Source organism: Pseudomonas sp. 5Vm1k (assembly GCF_056161485.1).
This window is the reverse complement of record NZ_JBSPCZ010000008.1, coordinates 33,775-50,877: the sequence shown is the minus strand read 5'-3', so window position 1 is coordinate 50,877 and position 17,103 is coordinate 33,775. Positions and strand designations below refer to the sequence as shown.

Here is a 17,103-nt window from a genome sequence, read left to right as displayed (position 1 = left end):
CGTATGTCGTTTGAACTGCTGGCCACTGACGGCAAGGCGCGTCGCGGTCGTTTGACCTTCCCGCGCGGCACCGTCGAGACCCCGGCCTTCATGCCGGTGGGCACGTACGGTACGGTCAAGGGCATGTTGCCGCGGGATATCACCGCCACTGGCGCGGAAATCATTCTGGGTAACACCTTCCACTTGTGGCTGCGTCCGGGCACCGAAGTGATCAAGAAGCACGGCGACCTGCACGATTTCATGCAGTGGAAAGGCCCGATTCTTACAGACTCCGGCGGTTTTCAGGTGTTCAGCCTGGGCGCGATGCGCAAGATCAAGGAGGAGGGCGTGACCTTCGCTTCCCCGGTCGATGGCGCCAAAGTGTTCATGGGCCCGGAAGAGTCGATGCAGGTCCAGCGTGACCTGGGCTCCGACATCGTAATGATTTTCGACGAATGCACCCCGTACCCGGCCGACGAAGATGTCGCTCGCGTGTCCATGGAACTGTCGTTGCGTTGGGCCCAGCGTTCGAAAAACGCCCATGGCGACAACACGGCGGCGCTGTTCGGCATCGTGCAGGGCGGCATGCATCAGGACTTGCGCATGCGCTCCCTGGAAGGCCTCGACAAGATCGGCTTCGATGGCCTGGCCATTGGCGGTCTGTCGGTGGGCGAGCCCAAGCACGAGATGATCAAGGTGCTGGATTATCTGCCGGGCCTGATGCCGGCTGACAAACCTCGTTACCTTATGGGCGTTGGCAAACCGGAAGATCTGGTTGAGGGTGTGCGCCGCGGTGTGGACATGTTCGATTGCGTGATGCCAACCCGTAATGCCCGCAATGGGCATCTGTTCATTGATACAGGCGTGCTGAAGATCCGTAACGCGTTCCATCGCCATGATGATTCGCCGCTGGATCCGACCTGCGATTGCTACACCTGCCAGAACTTCTCCCGTGCTTATCTGCACCATCTGGACAAGTGCGGCGAAATGCTGGGTAGCATGTTGAATACCATCCACAATTTGCGCCATTACCAGGTGCTTATGGCTGGTTTGCGCGAGGCTATTCAACAGGGTACATTGGCCGCCTTTGTCGATGCCTTCTACGCCAAACGCGGGCTACCTGTTCCGCCTTTGGACTGAGTTTTCTGACCCCAAGATTCAACATTTGCAACTGGAGTGCTAAATGAGCTTTTTTATCTCTAATGCCATGGCCGACGCTGCTGCACCGGCAGCTGCAGGCCCAATGGGCGGCGGCTTTGAGTGGATTTTCCTGGTCGGTTTCCTGGTCATCTTCTACCTGATGATCTGGCGTCCACAGGCCAAGCGCGCCAAAGAACAGAAGAACCTGCTCGGCAGCCTGCAAAAAGGCGACGAAGTTGTGACCACCGGTGGTATCGCCGGCAAGATCACTAAAGTGGCAGACGATTTCGTGGTTCTGGAAGTTTCCGACACCGTGGAAATGAAGTTCCAGAAAGGCGCCATCGCCGCCACGCTGCCAAAAGGCACGCTAAAAGCGATCTAAGTTTCAACTTCTACTCAATCGACGGGGCGCGCAAGGCGCCCCGCGTCATAAGCGGGCGGCGTGATGCTGAACAAATACCCTCTGTGGAAATACATTCTGATCCTGGCGGTGCTGGCGGTCGGTCTGATTTATTCCGCTCCCAATCTTTACCCTGATGACCCGGCCATTCAGGTCAGCGGTGCAAGTACTGCACTGTTGGTCAATCAGGCTGATCTGGATCGTGTGAGCACTGCGCTCAAGGAATCCGGGATCAACGTCAAGGCAGCCACGCTGTCGGCCAACGGCAAGGGCGGCCTGATTCGCCTGACCAAGGCTGAAGACCAGTTGCCTGCCAAGGATGTTGTGCGCAAGGCATTGGGTGATGACTACGTCGTTGCACTGAACCTGGCACAAACCACCCCGCAATGGCTGCGCAGCCTCGGCGCGCACCCGATGAAGCTGGGTCTGGACTTGTCCGGTGGTGTGCACTTCCTGCTGGAAGTGGACATGGACAAAGCCCTCGACGCACGCCTGAAAGTCTACGAAGGCGACGTCAAGAGCCTGTTGCGTAAAGAGAAACTGCGCTATCGCAGCCTGCCGCAACTCAATGGCGCCATTCAGCTGGGCTTCACTGATGAAGCAACCCGCGAACAAGCCCGCGCGCTGGTCCGCAAGAACTTCAACGATTTCGACATTGTTCCGGCCGACCTGAATGGTCAACCGGTGCTGCGTCTGGCGATGACCCCGGCCAAGCTGGCGGAAATCCGTGAATACTCCATCAAGCAGAACTTGACCACGGTACGTAACCGCGTCAACGAACTGGGTGTTGCCGAGCCGATTGTTCAGCGTCAGGGCGCCAACCGCATCGTGGTTGAGCTGCCAGGCGTGCAGGACACCGCAGAAGCCAAGCGTATCCTCGGCAAGACGGCCAACCTTGAGTTCCGTCTGGCTGCAGAGCCAGGTGCTTCGAAAGCCACTTCCGAAACCTTCGAATTCCGTGAAGGCAAGCGTCCGCCGGCACAGATCGAGCGTGGCCTGATCATCACCGGTGACCAGGTGACTGACGCCAAGGCTGGCTTCGGCGAGCACGGCACGCCAGAAGTGAACATCCGTCTGGATGGTCACGGTGGCGAGCTGATGAGTCGTGCGACTCGCAGCAACGTCGGTCGCAGCATGGCGGTGATCTTCATCGAGCAACGTCCTGTCACTACCTACACCAAGCAATTGGTTGACGGTGTCGAGAAAGACGTCGCGGTGCAAACGTTCAAAGAAGAGAAGAAGATCATCAGCCTGGCGACCATCCAGTCGCCGCTCGGTGCTCAATTCCGCATCACGGGCCTGAACGGCCAGGGCGAATCGTCCGAACTGGCGCTGTTGCTGCGTGCCGGTGGTCTGGCTGCACCGATGTACTTCGCTGAAGAGCGCACCATTGGCCCGAGCCTGGGTGCCGACAACATCACCAAAGGTATCGATGCGTCGCTGTGGGGCATGCTGTTTGTCTCGCTGTTCATCATGGCCATCTACCGCTTCTTCGGCATCATCGCCACTGTCGCTCTGGCAGTGAACATGGTGTTGCTGCTGGCCTTGATGTCGCTGCTGGGTGCAACGCTGACCCTGCCGGGTATCGCCGGTATCGTATTGACCATGGGTATGGCGGTCGACGCCAACGTTCTGATCTTCTCGCGGATTCGTGAAGAGATTGCGGCGGGCATGACCGTGCAACGGGCAATCAACGAAGGCTTCGGCCGGGCATTCACCGCGATTCTCGACGCCAACCTGACAACACTGTTGGTCGGCGGGATTCTCTTTGCGATGGGCACCGGCCCGGTCAAAGGCTTCGCAGTGACCATGTCCCTCGGGATCTTTACCTCGATGTTCACGGCCATCATGGTGACCCGCGCGATGGTCAACCTGATCTTCGGCGGTCGGGACTTCAAGAAGTTGTGGATTTAAGGGGCTGCCATGTTACGTACAATCAACTTCATGGGCGTTCGCAACTTTGCGTTCGGCGTCACATTGTTCCTTACCGCACTGGCGTTGTTCAGCTGCTGGCACAAGGGCATGAACTGGGGCCTGGACTTCACCGGCGGTACGCTCATCGAGCTGACCTACGAGCGTCCGGCTGATGTATCCAAGGTGCGTACCCAGCTCTCTGAGTCGGGTTACCACGAAGCCATCGTGCAGAGCTTCGGTGCAACCACCGACCTGCTGGTGCGTATGCCTGGCGAAGACCCGCAACTGGGTCACCAGGTAGCTGAAGCACTGCTGAAGGTCGGCGGCGATAACCCGGCGACGGTCAAGCGCGTCGAGTTCGTCGGCCCGCAAGTAGGTGAAGAGCTGCGCGACCAGGGCGGCCTCGGCATGCTGATGGCGCTGGGCGGCATCCTGATCTACCTGGCTTTCCGCTTTCAGTGGAAGTTCGCAGTCGGCGCCATTGTTTCGCTGATCCACGACGTGATCGTGACCATCGGTATCCTGTCGTTCTTCCAGATCACCTTCGACCTGACGGTGCTGGCGGCGGTATTGGCGATCATCGGTTACTCGCTCAACGACACCATCGTGGTATTCGACCGGGTTCGTGAGAACTTCCGTGTGCTGCGCAAGGCGACCCTGATCGAGAACATCAACATCTCGACCACGCAAACCCTGCTGCGGACCATGGCGACGTCGATCTCCACCTTGCTGGCGATCGCGGCACTGCTGTTCTTCGGTGGCGATAACCTGTTCGGCTTCTCCATTGCCCTGTTCATCGGTGTTCTGGCGGGTACCTACTCGTCGATCTACATCGCGAACGTGGTGCTGATCTGGCTGAACCTGAGCAGCGAGGATCTGATTCCTCCTGCGGCGACCGAGAAGGAAATCGACGACCGTCCATAACGGCCCTCGTTTTTCCAGCTGTCAGCCAAAAAAGGCGCGAGTTGAACTCGCGCCTTTTTTTATGCTCCAAGGCTGGGAGAAGCGCGGACAACGATCCGCATGTGATGGTCAGGAGGTTCATGTGAACAAGTCGTTGCTGGTTGGTGCGGTACTGGGTGCTGTCGGTGTGACTGCCGGGGGCGCTGTTGCCACCTACAGCCTGGTTAAAAGCGGCCCTGAGTATGCGCAAGTATTGGCCGTTGAACCGGTTAAGACACAGATCAAGACTCCACGTGAAGTATGCAAGGACGTTGCAGTAACCCGTCAGGCACCGGTCAAGGATCAACACCAGATCCTCGGTACGGTCCTGGGTGCGGTAGGTGGTGGTTTGCTCGGCAACCAGATCGGCGGCGGTAATGGCAAGAAGCTTGCCACCGTTGCCGGTGCAGTCGGTGGTGGCTACGCGGGGAACAAGGTCCAGGAGGGTATGCAGAATCGCGATACCTACACCACGACCCAGACTCGCTGTAACACCGTGAATGACATCAGCGACAAAGTTGTCGGCTACGACGTCCGTTATTCGCTGGACGGCAAGGAAGGCAAGGTGCGGATGGACCGCGATCCGGGCAACCAGATTCCGGTCGATAAGGAAGGTAAATTGATCCTGTCGCAGAATGAGCCGGGTCAGTGATGAGCTGATTGCCAGGCGCAAAAAAGAAGCACCCGAAAGGGTGCTTTTTTTATGCCCTCAATTCCTCCGCCACCACAAATCTCCTGTGGGAGCGGGCTTGCTCGCGAAAGCGGTGTATCAGTCGACGCATATGTTGAATGTAAGACTGCATTCGCGAGCAAGCCCGCTCCCACATGGGGGCTGTGGTGGTCTTGAGGGCAAATCCCGGGCATAAAAAAAGCACCCCGAAGGGTGCTTTTTTGTGGGCGTTCGCTTAGCGTTTCAGCGAAGCCGGCAGGTGCGGCTGGATAGCCGTCAGGACTGCCTTGAAGCATTTGGTGTTACCAGCAACGACGTGGCCTTTTTCAAGGAAGTCGTGACCGCCGGTGAAGTCGCTCACCAAGCCGCCGGCTTCCTGGATTAGCAGGGCGCCTGCAGCCATGTCCCACTCGGACAGGCCCGACTCCCAGAACGCGTCGAAACGGCCGGCAGCCACGTAGGCCAGATCCAGGCTCGCAGAGCCTGCGCGGCGGATGCCGGCGGTCTGGCCAACCAGGGCGCGGAACATGCCCAGGTAGTTGTCGAGGTTGTCCATCTGGTCGTCACGGAACGGGAAGCCGGTACCCAGCAGGGCGCCGTCCAGGCTGGTGCGACCGCTGACGCGCAGACGACGACCGTTCAGTTGAGCGCCGCGACCGCGGCTGGCGGTGAATTCTTCCTGGCGAACCGGGTCCAGAACAACAGCGTGTTCCAGGCGACCGCGGTATTTGCAGGCGATGCTGACAGCAAAGTGAGGAATGCCGCGCAGGAAGTTGGTGGTGCCGTCCAGCGGATCGATGATCCACAGGTATTCTTCGCCTTCGCCGCTGCCCGGGTGCATGCCGGTTTCTTCGCCGAGAATGCCGTGGGTAGGGTAGGCCTTGCGCAGCGCGTCGATGATTTTCTGTTCGGCGGCGCGATCCACCTCGGATACGTAATCCTTGGCGTCTTTTTCGTCGACCTTGATGGTATCCAGGCGCTCGATGGAGCGGAAGATCAATTCACTGGCGCTGCGGGCGGCGCGCAGCGCGATATTCAGCATGGGCTGCATGGATGTGTCACCTAAGGTTGTTAAAGAAAGCCGGGCATTCTATCAGAACTTTTCTACAGGTGAAGGTCGGTGTTCGCTTTCATAGCTTAACGGTAGCGTGAGCTGTAAGATTCGGCTCCCCAATTCTGTGTTCGAGATCGCCTCCCGTGCTGCATAACATTCGTGTCGTCCTGGTCAATACCAGCCATCCCGGCAATATCGGCGGGGCTGCGCGTGCCATGAAGAACATGGGCCTGTCGCGGCTGGTGCTGGTCGAACCGCGGTTGTTCCCGCACCACGAGGCCGATGCCCGTGCCTCTGGCGCCGGGGACATCCTTGAAAACGCGCAAGTCGTCGCCACCTTGGAAGATGCCTTGGTCGGCTGCAATCTGGTCCTCGGCACCAGTGCCCGTGACCGTCGTATCCCTTGGCCGCTGCTCGATCCCCGCGAATGCGGCACGAAAGTCGTCGAGGAAGCCGCTCAAGGTGCAGAGATCGCCTTGGTCTTTGGTCGTGAAGATTCCGGCCTGACCAATGAGGAGCTGCAGCGATGTCATTATCACGTGCACATCCCATCAGACCCTGAGTTCAGTTCGCTGAACCTTGGGGCAGCGGTGCAGGTGTTGAGTTATGAAGTGCGCATGTCCTGGCTCGCGGCCCAAGGTCAGCCGAGCAAGGTCGAGAAGGATGAAGTGGCGTCCACCAAGAGTGGTGAGCTGGCGACCATGGATGAGCTGGAGCGATTCTATGAGCACCTGGAGCAAACCCTGGTGGCCATCGAATTTCTCGACCCGGAAAAGCCACGGCACTTGATGGCGCGCCTGCGTCGGTTGTACGGACGAAGCTCGGTCAGCCGGGCGGAAATGAATATATTGCGTGGCATCCTCACGGAAACCCAAAAAGCGGCCCGTGGCGAGCTTCTTAAGCGGAAGGATTAAAAATGTTCGAGCGTTTGCGTGAAGATATCCAGAGTGTTTTCCACCGTGATCCGGCTGCGCGTAACGCTTTTGAAGTCCTGACCTGCTACCCCGGCATGCACGCCATCTGGATCCATCGCCTGTCGTCGGCCCTGTGGGGTATGGGCTGGAAGTGGCTGGCGCGGTTGGTGTCGAACTTCGGGCGCTGGTTGACCGGGATCGAGATTCATCCGGGCGCCAAAGTCGGTCGTCGCTTCTTTATTGACCACGGCATGGGCATTGTCATCGGCGAAACCGCTGAAATCGGCAATGACGTCACCCTTTATCAAGGCGTGACCCTGGGCGGCACCAGTTGGAACAAGGGCAAGCGTCACCCGACCCTGGAAGATGGCGTAGTGGTGGGGGCGGGCGCCAAGGTGCTCGGTCCGTTCACAGTCGGCGCCGGCGCCAAGGTCGGTTCCAATGCGGTGGTGACCAAAGCCGTTCCTCCGGGAGCGACAGTCGTGGGGATTCCGGGACGGATTATCGTCAAGTCCGACGAAGAGCAAGATGCCAAGCGCAAGGCCATGGCTGAGAAGATCGGTTTTGATGCCTACGGCGTCGGTGAAGACATGCCTGACCCGGTGGCTCGCGCCATCAATCAGTTGCTCGATCATTTGCAGGCGGTTGATGGCCGTCTGGAAGGGATGTGCGGTGCCTTGAAGGACCTGGGCAGTAACTACTGCGCCAAAGATCTGCCTTCGCTGCGCGAAGAAGACTTCGCCTGCGTAAAAGACAAAGACGAAACCAAGGCCGGTTAAACCGCTTCAAATGCTTCGCGGGCAAGCCTCGCTCCTACGGGGCGGCGTAATCCATGTAGGAGCGAGGCTTGCCCGCGAAGAACGATAACGCGCATTTGCTGGTGGTACGCAGCCAGCATTTGCTATGATGCGCGCGCTCTTTTGCGGGTAAACCTGACTAAAGTACTAGGTCTTATAGTTGACTTAAATACTCGGGAATAGCATACTCGCCCCCATTCCGAACTCCGTGGTAATTGTCCATGAGACTGACTACAAAAGGCCGATACGCCGTGACCGCCATGCTTGACCTGGCGTTGCACGCGCAGCACGGGCCGGTGTCCCTGGCCGATATCTCCGAGCGCCAAGGCATCTCCCTGTCCTACCTCGAACAGCTTTTCGCCAAATTGCGTCGTAGCAATCTGGTCTCCAGCGTTCGTGGCCCGGGCGGTGGCTACCAATTGTCCCGCGAGATGCAGGGCATCCAGGTCGCCCAGGTGATCGATGCGGTAAACGAATCGGTCGATGCAACCAAATGCCAGGGCCAGGGTGATTGCCATCAAGGTGACACCTGTCTGACCCACCACTTGTGGTGTGATCTGAGCCTGCAGATTCACGAATTTCTGAGTGGTATCAGCTTGGCTGACCTTGTGACTCGCCGTGAGGTGCAAGAAGTAGCCCAGCGTCAGGACCAGCGCCGTTGCAATGGCAAGGCGCCACGCCTGGACAAGATTGAAGCGTCCGCAGTCGAATGACAGCCAAAGAGCTAGCGGCACGCCAGCCAGCCTGATTTAGGAGATAGTCCATGAAATTGCCGATTTACCTTGATTACTCTGCGACCACCCCGGTTGATCCGCGTGTCGCGCAAAAGATGAGTGAGTGCCTGCTGGTCGACGGAAACTTCGGTAACCCGGCGTCCCGTTCCCACGTGTTCGGCTGGAAAGCTGAAGAGTCCGTCGAAAACGCTCGTCGTCAGGTCGCTGACCTGGTCAACGCCGACTCGCGTGAAATCGTCTGGACCTCCGGTGCCACCGAATCCGACAACCTGGCAATCAAGGGTGCGGCGCATTTCTATGCGACCAAGGGCAAACACCTGATCACCACCAAGATTGAGCACAAGGCTGTCCTCGACACCATGCGCCAACTGGAGCGTGAAGGCTTCGAAGTGACTTACATCGAGCCGCGCACTGATGGTCTGGTGACACCTGAGATGGTCGAAGCTGCCCTGCGTGACGACACCATCCTGGTTTCGATCATGCACGTGAACAACGAAATCGGCACCGTCAACGACATCGCCGCCATCGGCGAACTGACCCGTTCCAAGGGCATCCTGTTCCACGTTGACGCGGCTCAGTCCACCGGCAAGGTCGATATCGACCTGTCGAAGCTGAAAGTCGACCTGATGTCGTTCTCCGCTCACAAAACCTACGGCCCTAAAGGCATCGGCGCGCTGTACGTCAGCCGCAAGCCGCGTGTTCGCATCGAAGCGACCATGCACGGCGGCGGTCACGAGCGTGGCATGCGCTCCGGCACCCTGGCGACCCACCAGATCGTCGGCATGGGTGAAGCCTTCCGCGTAGCCAAGGAAGACATGGCTGCCGAGAACGTTCGCATCAAAGCCTTGAGCGACCGCTTCTTCAAACAGGTCGAAGGCCTGGAAGAGCTGTACATCAACGGCAGCATGACCGCCCGCGTACCGCACAACCTGAACCTGAGCTTCAACTATGTTGAAGGCGAGTCGCTGATCATGGCCCTCAAGGATCTGGCGGTTTCGTCCGGTTCGGCCTGCACCTCGGCTTCCCTTGAGCCTTCGTACGTACTGCGCGCTTTGGGCCGCAACGACGAACTGGCACACAGCTCGATTCGCTTCACCTTCGGCCGTTTCACCACCGAAGAAGAGATCGACTACGCCGCGCAGAAAGTCTGCGAGGCCGTTACCAAGCTGCGCACCCTGTCGCCGCTGTGGGACATGTACAAAGACGGTGTCGACATTTCGAAAATCGAGTGGGCGGCACACTGATTTCAAGTCGCCGCAAACCGGCCCTGCAATACTTAGGTATGCAGGGCTCAAGAGCGACTCTCTGATGAGTGAGGATTAAGAATCATGGCTTACAGCGAAAAGGTCATCGACCACTACGAGAACCCGCGCAACGTCGGCAAGATGGACGCGGAAGACCCGGATGTCGGCACTGGCATGGTCGGCGCTCCGGCGTGCGGTGACGTGATGCGTCTGCAGATCAAGGTTAACGAGCAAGGCATCATCGAAGATGCCAAGTTCAAGACCTACGGCTGCGGTTCGGCTATCGCCTCCAGCTCCCTGGCGACCGAGTGGATGAAAGGCAAGACTCTGGATGAAGCAGAGACCATCAAGAACACTCAGTTGGCCGAAGAACTGGCCTTGCCGCCAGTGAAAATTCACTGCTCCGTACTCGCTGAAGACGCTATCAAAGCGGCCGTTCGCGATTACAAGCAGAAGAAAGGCTTGATCTGACTTTCAAGATTTGGCGACGAGTAAGGAGTCACCGATGGCTATCAGCATGACAGAAGCGGCAGCTCAACACGTGCGACGCTCCCTCAACGGGCGCGGCAAAGGTGAAGGGATTCGTCTGGGTGTTCGCACCACAGGCTGTTCCGGCCTTGCCTACGTGCTGGAGTTCGTCGACGAGGTGGTTGCAGAGGATCAGGTGTTCGAAAGTCACGGCGAAAAAGTGATCATCGACCCGAAAAGCCTGGCCTACCTGGACGGCACCGAACTCGATTTCGTCAAGGAAGGGTTGAACGAAGGCTTCAAGTTCAACAATCCCAACGTACGCGGTGAATGTGGCTGCGGCGAAAGCTTCAACATCTGAGGCTGCGCGTGGGTATTCCTTGTCATTTCGCTTTATTTGAACTGCAGCCGAGCTTCCGTCTGGATCTCGAGCAGTTGGCCACGCGCTATCGTGAGTTGGCGCGCGGTGTTCATCCAGACCGCTTTGCCGACGCTCCCGAGCGCGAGCAGCGGCTGGCGCTCGAGCAATCCGCGAACCTCAACGAGGCCTACCAGACGCTCAAAAGCCCCCCGAAACGCGCGCGCTACTTGCTCGCCATGGGTGGTCGCGAGTTGCCGCTGGAAGTCACGGTGCATGATCCGGAGTTTCTTCTGCAGCAGATGCAATGGCGCGAAGAGCTCGAAGACCTGCAAGACAGCGCCGACCTGGCCGGCATTGCCGTGTTCAAGCGTCGCTTGAAAGTCGCGCAGGATGAACTGAACGAAAGCTTCGCAGCCTGTTGGGATGATGCAGCGCAACGTGAACAGGCCGAACGCCTGATGCGGCGCATGCAGTTCCTCGACAAGCTCACCTACGAAGTGCGCCAGTTAGAAGAGCGCCTCGACGATTAACCCAGTGCCGCTCCGGTCGCACGCCTGATATACAGATAAGTCCTGATTACGATGGCCCTACTGCAGATCGCCGAACCCGGCCAAAGTCCTCAACCGCACCAGCGTCGTCTGGCTGTGGGGATCGACTTGGGCACTACCAATTCGCTGGTCGCTGCATTGCGCAGTGGTCTTTCCGAGCCTCTGGCCGACGACAACGGTCAGGTCATCCTGCCGTCTGCCGTGCGCTATCACGCCGATCGCGTGGAAGTGGGCGAGTCCGCCAAGCTTTCAGCCGCTACCGATCCCTTGAACACCGTGCTGTCGGTCAAGCGCTTGATGGGTCGTGGTCTGTCCGACGTCAAGCAATTGGGCGATCAACTGCCGTACCGCTTTGTCGGTGGCGAGTCGCACATGCCGTTCATCGACACCGTTCAGGGCCCCAAAAGCCCGGTCGAAGTCTCCGCTGAAATCCTTAAGGTGCTGCGTCAGCGCGCCGAGGCGACATTGGGCGGTGAATTGGTTGGCGCGGTGATCACCGTTCCTGCCTATTTCGACGATGCTCAGCGTCAAGCGACCAAGGATGCGGCCAAACTGGCCGGCCTGAACGTGCTGCGTTTGCTCAATGAGCCGACCGCCGCCGCGGTGGCTTACGGTCTGGATCAACACGCTGAAGGCCTGGTCGCTATTTATGACCTGGGTGGCGGCACCTTCGATATTTCGATTCTGCGCCTGACTGGCGGTGTGTTTGAGGTGTTGGCTACCGGTGGCGACAGCGCCTTGGGCGGCGATGACTTCGATCACGCGATCGCTGGCTGGATCATCGAGAGCGCCGGTTTGTCCGCCGACCTCGATCCGGGTGCGCAACGCAATCTGCTGCAAACCGCCTGTGCGGCCAAGGAAGCGCTGACCACGGTCGCGAGCGTTGAAGTCGCTTACGGCGACTGGAAGGCTCAACTGACCCGCGAAGCCTTCGATGCGCTGATCGAGCCGATGGTCGCTCGCAGCCTGAAAGCCTGCCGCCGTGCCGTGCGTGATTCCGGCATCGAGCTGGAAGAAGTGCACGCCGTGGTCATGGTCGGTGGTTCGACTCGTGTTCCTCGTGTTCGCGACGCTGTGGCCGAAGCCTTTGGTCGCCAGCCGCTGACTGAAATCGATCCGGATCAAGTGGTGGCCATTGGTGCCGCGATCCAGGCCGATACCCTGGCTGGCAACAAGCGCGATGGCGGCGAATTGCTGCTGCTCGATGTGATTCCGTTGTCCCTGGGGCTGGAAACCATGGGCGGCCTGATGGAGAAGGTGATTCCGCGCAACACCACCATCCCCGTCGCTCGCGCCCAGGACTTTACTACTTATAAAGATGGCCAGTCGGCCATGGCGATCCACGTGTTGCAGGGTGAGCGCGAGCTGATCAGCGACTGCCGCTCCCTGGCCCGTTTCGAATTGCGCGGCATTCCTGCGATGGTGGCCGGCGCGGCGAAGATTCGCGTGACCTTCCAGGTCGATGCTGACGGTCTGCTCAGCGTCGCGGCCCGCGAACTGGGTTCAGGCGTGGAAGCCAGCATCCAGGTCAAGCCGTCCTACGGTCTGACCGACGGCGAAATCGCCAAGATGCTCAAAGATTCGTTCCAGCACGCCAACGACGACAAAGTCGCCCGTGTGCTGCGTGAGCAACAAGTCGATGCCCAACGCCTGATCGAAGCAGTGCAGGGCGCCCTCGAGGCTGATGGCGAACGCCTGCTCGACGCCGAAGAGCGCATGGTCATCGAGATGCAAGTGCAGGAACTGACCGAATTGATGAAGGGCACCGATGGTTTCGCCATCGAGCAGCAGACCAAACGTCTGTCGCAAGTGACCGATGCCTTTGCCGCCCGCCGCCTGGACTCGACGGTGAAAGCCGCGCTGGCGGGGCGCAACCTGAATGAAATCGAGGATAACTGATGCCGCAGGTCATTTTTCTGCCACACGAAAAGTTTTGCCCGGACGGCATGGTTGTAGAGGCTGAGCCGGGGACTTCCATTCTCGAGCTGGCCCATGAACACCATATCGAAATGGAAAGCGCCTGTGGCGGCGTCTGCGCCTGCACCACTTGTCACTGCATCATTCGTGAAGGCTTTGACTCGCTGGAAGAAGCGGACGAGCTGGAAGAAGACTTTCTTGATCGGGCCTGGGGTCTGGAGGCGCAATCTCGTCTAGCCTGTCAGGCACTCGTCGGAAATGAAGATCTGACCGTCGAGATTCCGAAATACTCGCTCAACCATGCAGCTGAAGCGCCGCACTGATTCAAGGAAGTGTTATGAGTCTGAAATGGGTTGATGTGCTGGAAATCGCGATCCAACTGGCTGAATCCAAGCCGGAAGTGGACCCGCGCTACGTGAACTTCGTCGATCTGCACAAATGGGTGCTGGCATTGCCGGAGTTCAGTGATGATCCGACCCGCGGTGGCGAGAAGGTGCTTGAAGCCATTCAGGCCGCCTGGATCGAAGAAGCAGACTGAGTCTGCGCCGTACGCAGTTAGGCAATACCAAAGAACCCGCGTATAATTCGCGGGTTTAATTTTTCACAAATTACCGTTTCTGGAGTTACACCATGGCTGTTCAACGTACTTTCTCCATCATCAAGCCTGACGCTGTTGCAAAAAACGTTATCGGCGAGATCACTACTCGTTTCGAAAAAGCTGGCCTGCGCGTTGTAGCTTCGAAACTGAAGCAACTGTCCAAAGCCGAAGCTGAAGGCTTCTACGCTGAGCACAGCGCTCGCGGTTTCTTCGGCGATCTGGTTGCTTTCATGATCTCCGGCCCGGTTGTTGTTCAGGTTCTGGAAGGCGAAAACGCTATCGCTCTGAACCGTGAGCTGATGGGCGCTACCAACCCTAAAGAAGCTGCTGCCGGCACCATCCGCGCTGACTTCGCTGATTCCATCGATGCCAACGCCGTACACGGTTCGGACTCCGAAGCCGCTGCTGCTCGCGAAATCTCGTACTTCTTCGCAGCTACTGAAGTAACCACTCGCTAAGCATTGGCTTATGAGTGAAGGTGAATCCATGACTACATCGACTGTAAAAACTAACCTGCTGGGTCTGACTCAGCTGGAAATGGAAAAATTCTTCGACTCAATCGGGGAGAAGCGTTTCCGTGCCGGTCAGGTAATGAAATGGATTCACCACCTTGGCGTCGATGATTTCGACGCCATGACGAACGTCAGCAAAGCCTTGCGCGACAAGCTCAAGGTGATTGCTGAAGTTCGCGGTCCTGAAGTGGTCAGTGAGGACATTTCCACCGACGGCACCCGTAAGTGGGTGGTGCGCGTGGCGTCCGGCAGCTGCGTCGAGACCGTCTACATTCCCCAGGGCAAACGCGGCACTCTGTGCGTTTCGTCCCAGGCAGGCTGTGCCCTGGATTGCAGTTTCTGCTCCACCGGCAAGCAAGGTTTCAATAGCAACCTCACCGCCGCCGAAGTCATCGGTCAGGTGTGGATTGCCAATAAATCGTTCGGCAGCATCCCGGCGACCGCCGACCGTGCCATCACCAACGTGGTGATGATGGGCATGGGCGAGCCGCTGCTGAACTTCGACAACGTCGTAGCCGCCATGCATCTGATGATGGATGACCTGGGCTACGGGATCTCCAAGCGCCGCGTGACCCTGTCCACTTCGGGCGTGGTGCCGATGATCGATGAGCTGTCCAAGCACATCGACGTTTCCCTGGCGTTGTCGCTGCACGCACCGAATGACGCATTGCGTAACCAATTGGTGCCGATCAACAAGAAGTATCCGCTTAAGATGCTGCTCGAGTCGTGCCAGCGCTACATGTCGTCCCTGGGCGAAAAACGCGTGCTGACCATCGAGTACACCTTGCTCAAGGACATCAACGACAAGGTTGAACACGCGGTCGAGATGATCGAGTTGCTCAAGAACATCCCGTGCAAGATCAACCTGATCCCGTTCAACCCGTTCCCGCATTCCGGTTATGAGCGTCCGAGCAACAACGCCATTCGCCGTTTCCAGGATCAGCTTCACCATGCCGGCTTCAATGTCACAGTGCGCACCACCCGTGGCGAAGACATCGATGCTGCGTGTGGCCAATTGGTAGGACAGGTGCTGGATCGCACCCGTCGCAGCGAACGTTATATCGCGGTGCGTGAATTGAGCGCCGAGAACGATATGGCACAGAACGCCGCGAAATAAATTAAGAGAGGATCTCTATGTCCCTGCGCTTTGCGCTGCTTGTGCTGTTGGCCAGCCTTTGTGCTGGTTGTGTCCTGTCGGGCGATTTCAACCCGATGAAGACCAGCAAGGGCCGCGACGAAGCGCGAACCGCCTACGTGCAGTTGGGGCTTGGGTACTTGCAACAAGGGATGACCGAGCGGGCGAAAGTGCCGTTGAAGAAGGCGCTGGACCTGGATGATTCGGACCCTGACGCCAACGCGGCGCTGGGTCTGGTGTTTCAGGCCGAGATGGAGCCGGAGCTGGCCGACCAGCATTTTCGCAAGGCGCTGTCCTCCCGTCCCACCGATGCACGCATCCTGAACAACTACGGCAGTTTTCTTTACGAAGAAAAACGTTACAAGGAAGCCTACGAGCGCTTTGAGCAGGCCGCCGCCGATACCCTGTATCCTGAGCGTTCTCGGGTGTTCGAGAACCTCGGCATGACCGCTTCGAAGCTCGGCCAGCGTGATCTGGCCCAGCAGCAACTGGAAAAAGCCCTGCGTTTGAACCGTCAACAACCGCGTGCATTGCTGGAAATGGCTGAGTTGTCTTACGAAGACAGGCATTATGTGCCCGCGCGTGACTATTACGACCGTTTTAGCCTGCTCACCGAACAAAATGCACGTAGTCTATTGCTCGGCGTTCGGCTGGCAAAAGTGTTTGAAGATCGCGACAAGGCCGCCAGTTTTGGCCTGCAATTAAAACGACTCTATCCCGGTACGCCGGAATATCAGCAATACCTGTCGGAGCAATGATGAAAGCGGCGCATCCCGAAGTTGTAGCAGCGAATCGCGTTAACCCCGGTGATACTTTGCGCCAGGCCCGCGAAAGCAATGGCTGGTCGCTGGCCGAAGTGGCCCTCAAGCTCAACCTCACCGTCAATTCTTTGGGCAATCTGGAAGCCGGCGCGTTCGACAAGCTGCCAGGCCATACCTTCGCTCGCGGTTATATTCGCGCGTACGCCAAATTGCTCGGCATGGACCAGACCGTTCTGGTCCAGCAGTTCGACCAGTCCACCGGCACCGATTCCCAAGGCAGCAACGTCCACAGCCTGGGTCGTATCGAAGAGCCGGTTCGGGTTTCCCACACCATTTTGCGCATTGTCAGCCTGCTGTTGCTGATCGCGGTGATTGGTGGTGGTTTTGTCTGGTGGCAGGATCAAACCTCATTGCGCACCAAGGACTTGGCCACCCTGGCCCCGGAACACGTTGAAGTCGAAGGCGCCGATGGCACCACCCAGATCCATCCGCTGGACGAGCCGGAAGACCAGGCCGTCGCGGAAGGTCAGACTGAAGCGGGGACTGCTCTGGCGTTGCCGCAATCCGAAACATCGACTGAAGCACCGGCCGAAGCCGAAGCCACCGCACCTGCTCCAGCACCTGTAACCCCGGCTGCAACGCCTGCGGCACCGGTTCACAACGCCGCGCCTGTAGCCGCCGCGCCGACCGCGCCAGCCGTTCCGGCACCGACCGTGGCAGCGCCTGTTGTTGCTGCTCCAGCGGCGACTGCCGCAGCCGCTCCAGTAGCGGGTCAAGGCCAGGTTCAACTGCTGTTCACCGCTGATTGCTGGACGCAAGTGACCGATGGCAACGGCAAAGTGCTATTGAGCGGTCTCAAGCGTAAAGGCGAAAATGTTTCCGTCAGCGGCAAGCCGCCGTTTGCCGTGCGTCTGGGCTTCGCCCGTGGCGCGCAGGTCAGCTACAACGGTCAGGTGGTTGATGTCGCTCCGTTCACCAGTGGCGAGACTGCTCGCCTGAAGTTGGGTCAATAAGT

20 protein-coding genes are annotated in these 17,103 nt (G+C 58.5%); 19 read left to right on the top strand and 1 reads right to left on the bottom strand.

Annotated features, from left to right (window positions below; genetic code table 11):
- Nucleotides 1-3: 3 nt before the first annotated feature.
- The 5 genes from tgt to ACWIKB_RS17020 all read left to right on the top strand — a co-directional run bounded on the left by tgt (nt 4) and on the right by ACWIKB_RS17020 (nt 5,027).
- Nucleotides 4-1,119: a tRNA guanosine(34) transglycosylase Tgt gene (tgt, locus tag ACWIKB_RS17040; RefSeq protein ID WP_161807656.1), complete on the top strand. Its 1,116-nt coding sequence runs from the start codon at nt 4-6 to the stop codon at nt 1,117-1,119.
- 43 nt (nt 1,120-1,162) lie between these two features.
- Entirely contained in the window at nt 1,163-1,501 is a 339-nt protein-coding gene (yajC, locus tag ACWIKB_RS17035; protein ID WP_003185175.1) for a preprotein translocase subunit YajC, read from the top strand.
- 63 nt (nt 1,502-1,564) lie between these two features.
- Complete coding sequence (secD, locus tag ACWIKB_RS17030; protein ID WP_475268299.1) at nt 1,565-3,433, top strand: protein translocase subunit SecD; 1,869 nt, start codon at nt 1,565-1,567, stop codon at nt 3,431-3,433.
- A 9-nt stretch (nt 3,434-3,442) separates the two neighbouring features.
- Nucleotides 3,443-4,357, top strand: a complete 915-nt coding sequence (secF, locus tag ACWIKB_RS17025) for a protein translocase subunit SecF (RefSeq protein ID WP_403028794.1) — start codon at nt 3,443-3,445, stop codon at nt 4,355-4,357.
- 121 nt (nt 4,358-4,478) lie between these two features.
- Nucleotides 4,479-5,027 (top strand): glycine zipper 2TM domain-containing protein, encoded by a 549-nt coding sequence (locus ACWIKB_RS17020; RefSeq protein ID WP_054045393.1) that lies wholly within the window; start codon nt 4,479-4,481, stop codon nt 5,025-5,027.
- Nucleotides 5,028-5,280: 253 nt separating this feature from the next.
- Here ACWIKB_RS17020 and suhB read toward each other — a convergent pair whose 3' ends face one another.
- Nucleotides 5,281-6,096, bottom strand: a complete 816-nt coding sequence (suhB, locus tag ACWIKB_RS17015) for a type III secretion system regulator SuhB (RefSeq protein WP_008147729.1) — start codon at nt 6,094-6,096, stop codon at nt 5,281-5,283.
- A gap of 146 nt (nt 6,097-6,242) precedes the next feature.
- Between suhB and trmJ the strand changes: the two genes are divergently transcribed.
- From trmJ to ACWIKB_RS16945, 14 genes are all read left to right on the top strand, one after another.
- On the top strand, nt 6,243-7,013 hold the full coding sequence (gene trmJ, locus ACWIKB_RS17010) for a tRNA (cytosine(32)/uridine(32)-2'-O)-methyltransferase TrmJ (protein ID WP_054613614.1): 771 nt from the start codon (nt 6,243-6,245) through the stop codon (nt 7,011-7,013).
- A 2-nt stretch (nt 7,014-7,015) separates the two neighbouring features.
- Complete coding sequence (cysE, locus tag ACWIKB_RS17005) at nt 7,016-7,792, top strand: serine O-acetyltransferase (protein WP_475268295.1); 777 nt, start codon at nt 7,016-7,018, stop codon at nt 7,790-7,792.
- 239 nt (nt 7,793-8,031) lie between these two features.
- Nucleotides 8,032-8,523 (top strand): Fe-S cluster assembly transcriptional regulator IscR, encoded by a 492-nt coding sequence (gene iscR, locus ACWIKB_RS17000; protein WP_121734138.1) that lies wholly within the window; start codon nt 8,032-8,034, stop codon nt 8,521-8,523.
- A 50-nt stretch (nt 8,524-8,573) separates the two neighbouring features.
- Nucleotides 8,574-9,788, top strand: coding sequence for an IscS subfamily cysteine desulfurase (locus ACWIKB_RS16995; protein WP_475268293.1), 1,215 nt, complete (start codon nt 8,574-8,576; stop codon nt 9,786-9,788).
- Between the two features lie 84 nt (nt 9,789-9,872).
- Nucleotides 9,873-10,259: a Fe-S cluster assembly scaffold IscU gene (gene iscU, locus ACWIKB_RS16990; RefSeq protein ID WP_003443374.1), complete on the top strand. Its 387-nt coding sequence runs from the start codon at nt 9,873-9,875 to the stop codon at nt 10,257-10,259.
- 34 nt (nt 10,260-10,293) lie between these two features.
- Nucleotides 10,294-10,617 (top strand): iron-sulfur cluster assembly protein IscA, encoded by a 324-nt coding sequence (iscA, locus tag ACWIKB_RS16985; RefSeq protein WP_007903589.1) that lies wholly within the window; start codon nt 10,294-10,296, stop codon nt 10,615-10,617.
- A gap of 8 nt (nt 10,618-10,625) precedes the next feature.
- A complete protein-coding gene (gene hscB / locus ACWIKB_RS16980; RefSeq protein WP_123509360.1) occupies nt 10,626-11,147 on the top strand; it encodes a co-chaperone HscB in 522 nt (173 codons plus the stop codon).
- A 51-nt stretch (nt 11,148-11,198) separates the two neighbouring features.
- The gene (gene hscA, locus ACWIKB_RS16975; protein ID WP_475268290.1) at nt 11,199-13,064 is read left to right on the top strand and encodes a Fe-S protein assembly chaperone HscA; all 1,866 of its coding nucleotides are present in this window, start codon (nt 11,199-11,201) and stop codon (nt 13,062-13,064) included.
- Nucleotides 13,064-13,405 carry an ISC system 2Fe-2S type ferredoxin gene (gene fdx / locus ACWIKB_RS16970; RefSeq protein WP_427634536.1) on the top strand — a complete coding sequence of 114 codons (342 nt, stop codon included), beginning with the start codon at nt 13,064-13,066 and terminating at the stop codon, nt 13,403-13,405. Before hscA ends, fdx begins: the two co-directional genes overlap by 1 nt.
- Before the next feature lie 14 nt (nt 13,406-13,419).
- Nucleotides 13,420-13,620 carry a Fe-S cluster assembly protein IscX gene (gene iscX, locus ACWIKB_RS16965; RefSeq protein WP_017340315.1) on the top strand — a complete coding sequence of 67 codons (201 nt, stop codon included), beginning with the start codon at nt 13,420-13,422 and terminating at the stop codon, nt 13,618-13,620.
- A gap of 92 nt (nt 13,621-13,712) precedes the next feature.
- Nucleotides 13,713-14,138 (top strand): nucleoside-diphosphate kinase, encoded by a 426-nt coding sequence (ndk, locus tag ACWIKB_RS16960; protein WP_007916882.1) that lies wholly within the window; start codon nt 13,713-13,715, stop codon nt 14,136-14,138.
- A 28-nt stretch (nt 14,139-14,166) separates the two neighbouring features.
- Nucleotides 14,167-15,309: a dual-specificity RNA methyltransferase RlmN gene (gene rlmN, locus ACWIKB_RS16955; protein WP_054045377.1), complete on the top strand. Its 1,143-nt coding sequence runs from the start codon at nt 14,167-14,169 to the stop codon at nt 15,307-15,309.
- 17 nt (nt 15,310-15,326) lie between these two features.
- On the top strand, nt 15,327-16,085 hold the full coding sequence (pilW, locus tag ACWIKB_RS16950) for a type IV pilus biogenesis/stability protein PilW (protein ID WP_475268288.1): 759 nt from the start codon (nt 15,327-15,329) through the stop codon (nt 16,083-16,085).
- Nucleotides 16,085-17,101: a RodZ domain-containing protein gene (locus ACWIKB_RS16945; RefSeq protein WP_475268286.1), complete on the top strand. Its 1,017-nt coding sequence runs from the start codon at nt 16,085-16,087 to the stop codon at nt 17,099-17,101. The genes pilW and ACWIKB_RS16945 overlap by 1 nt, the downstream gene beginning before the upstream one ends.
- The last annotated feature ends 2 nt before the right edge of the window (nt 17,102-17,103 follow it).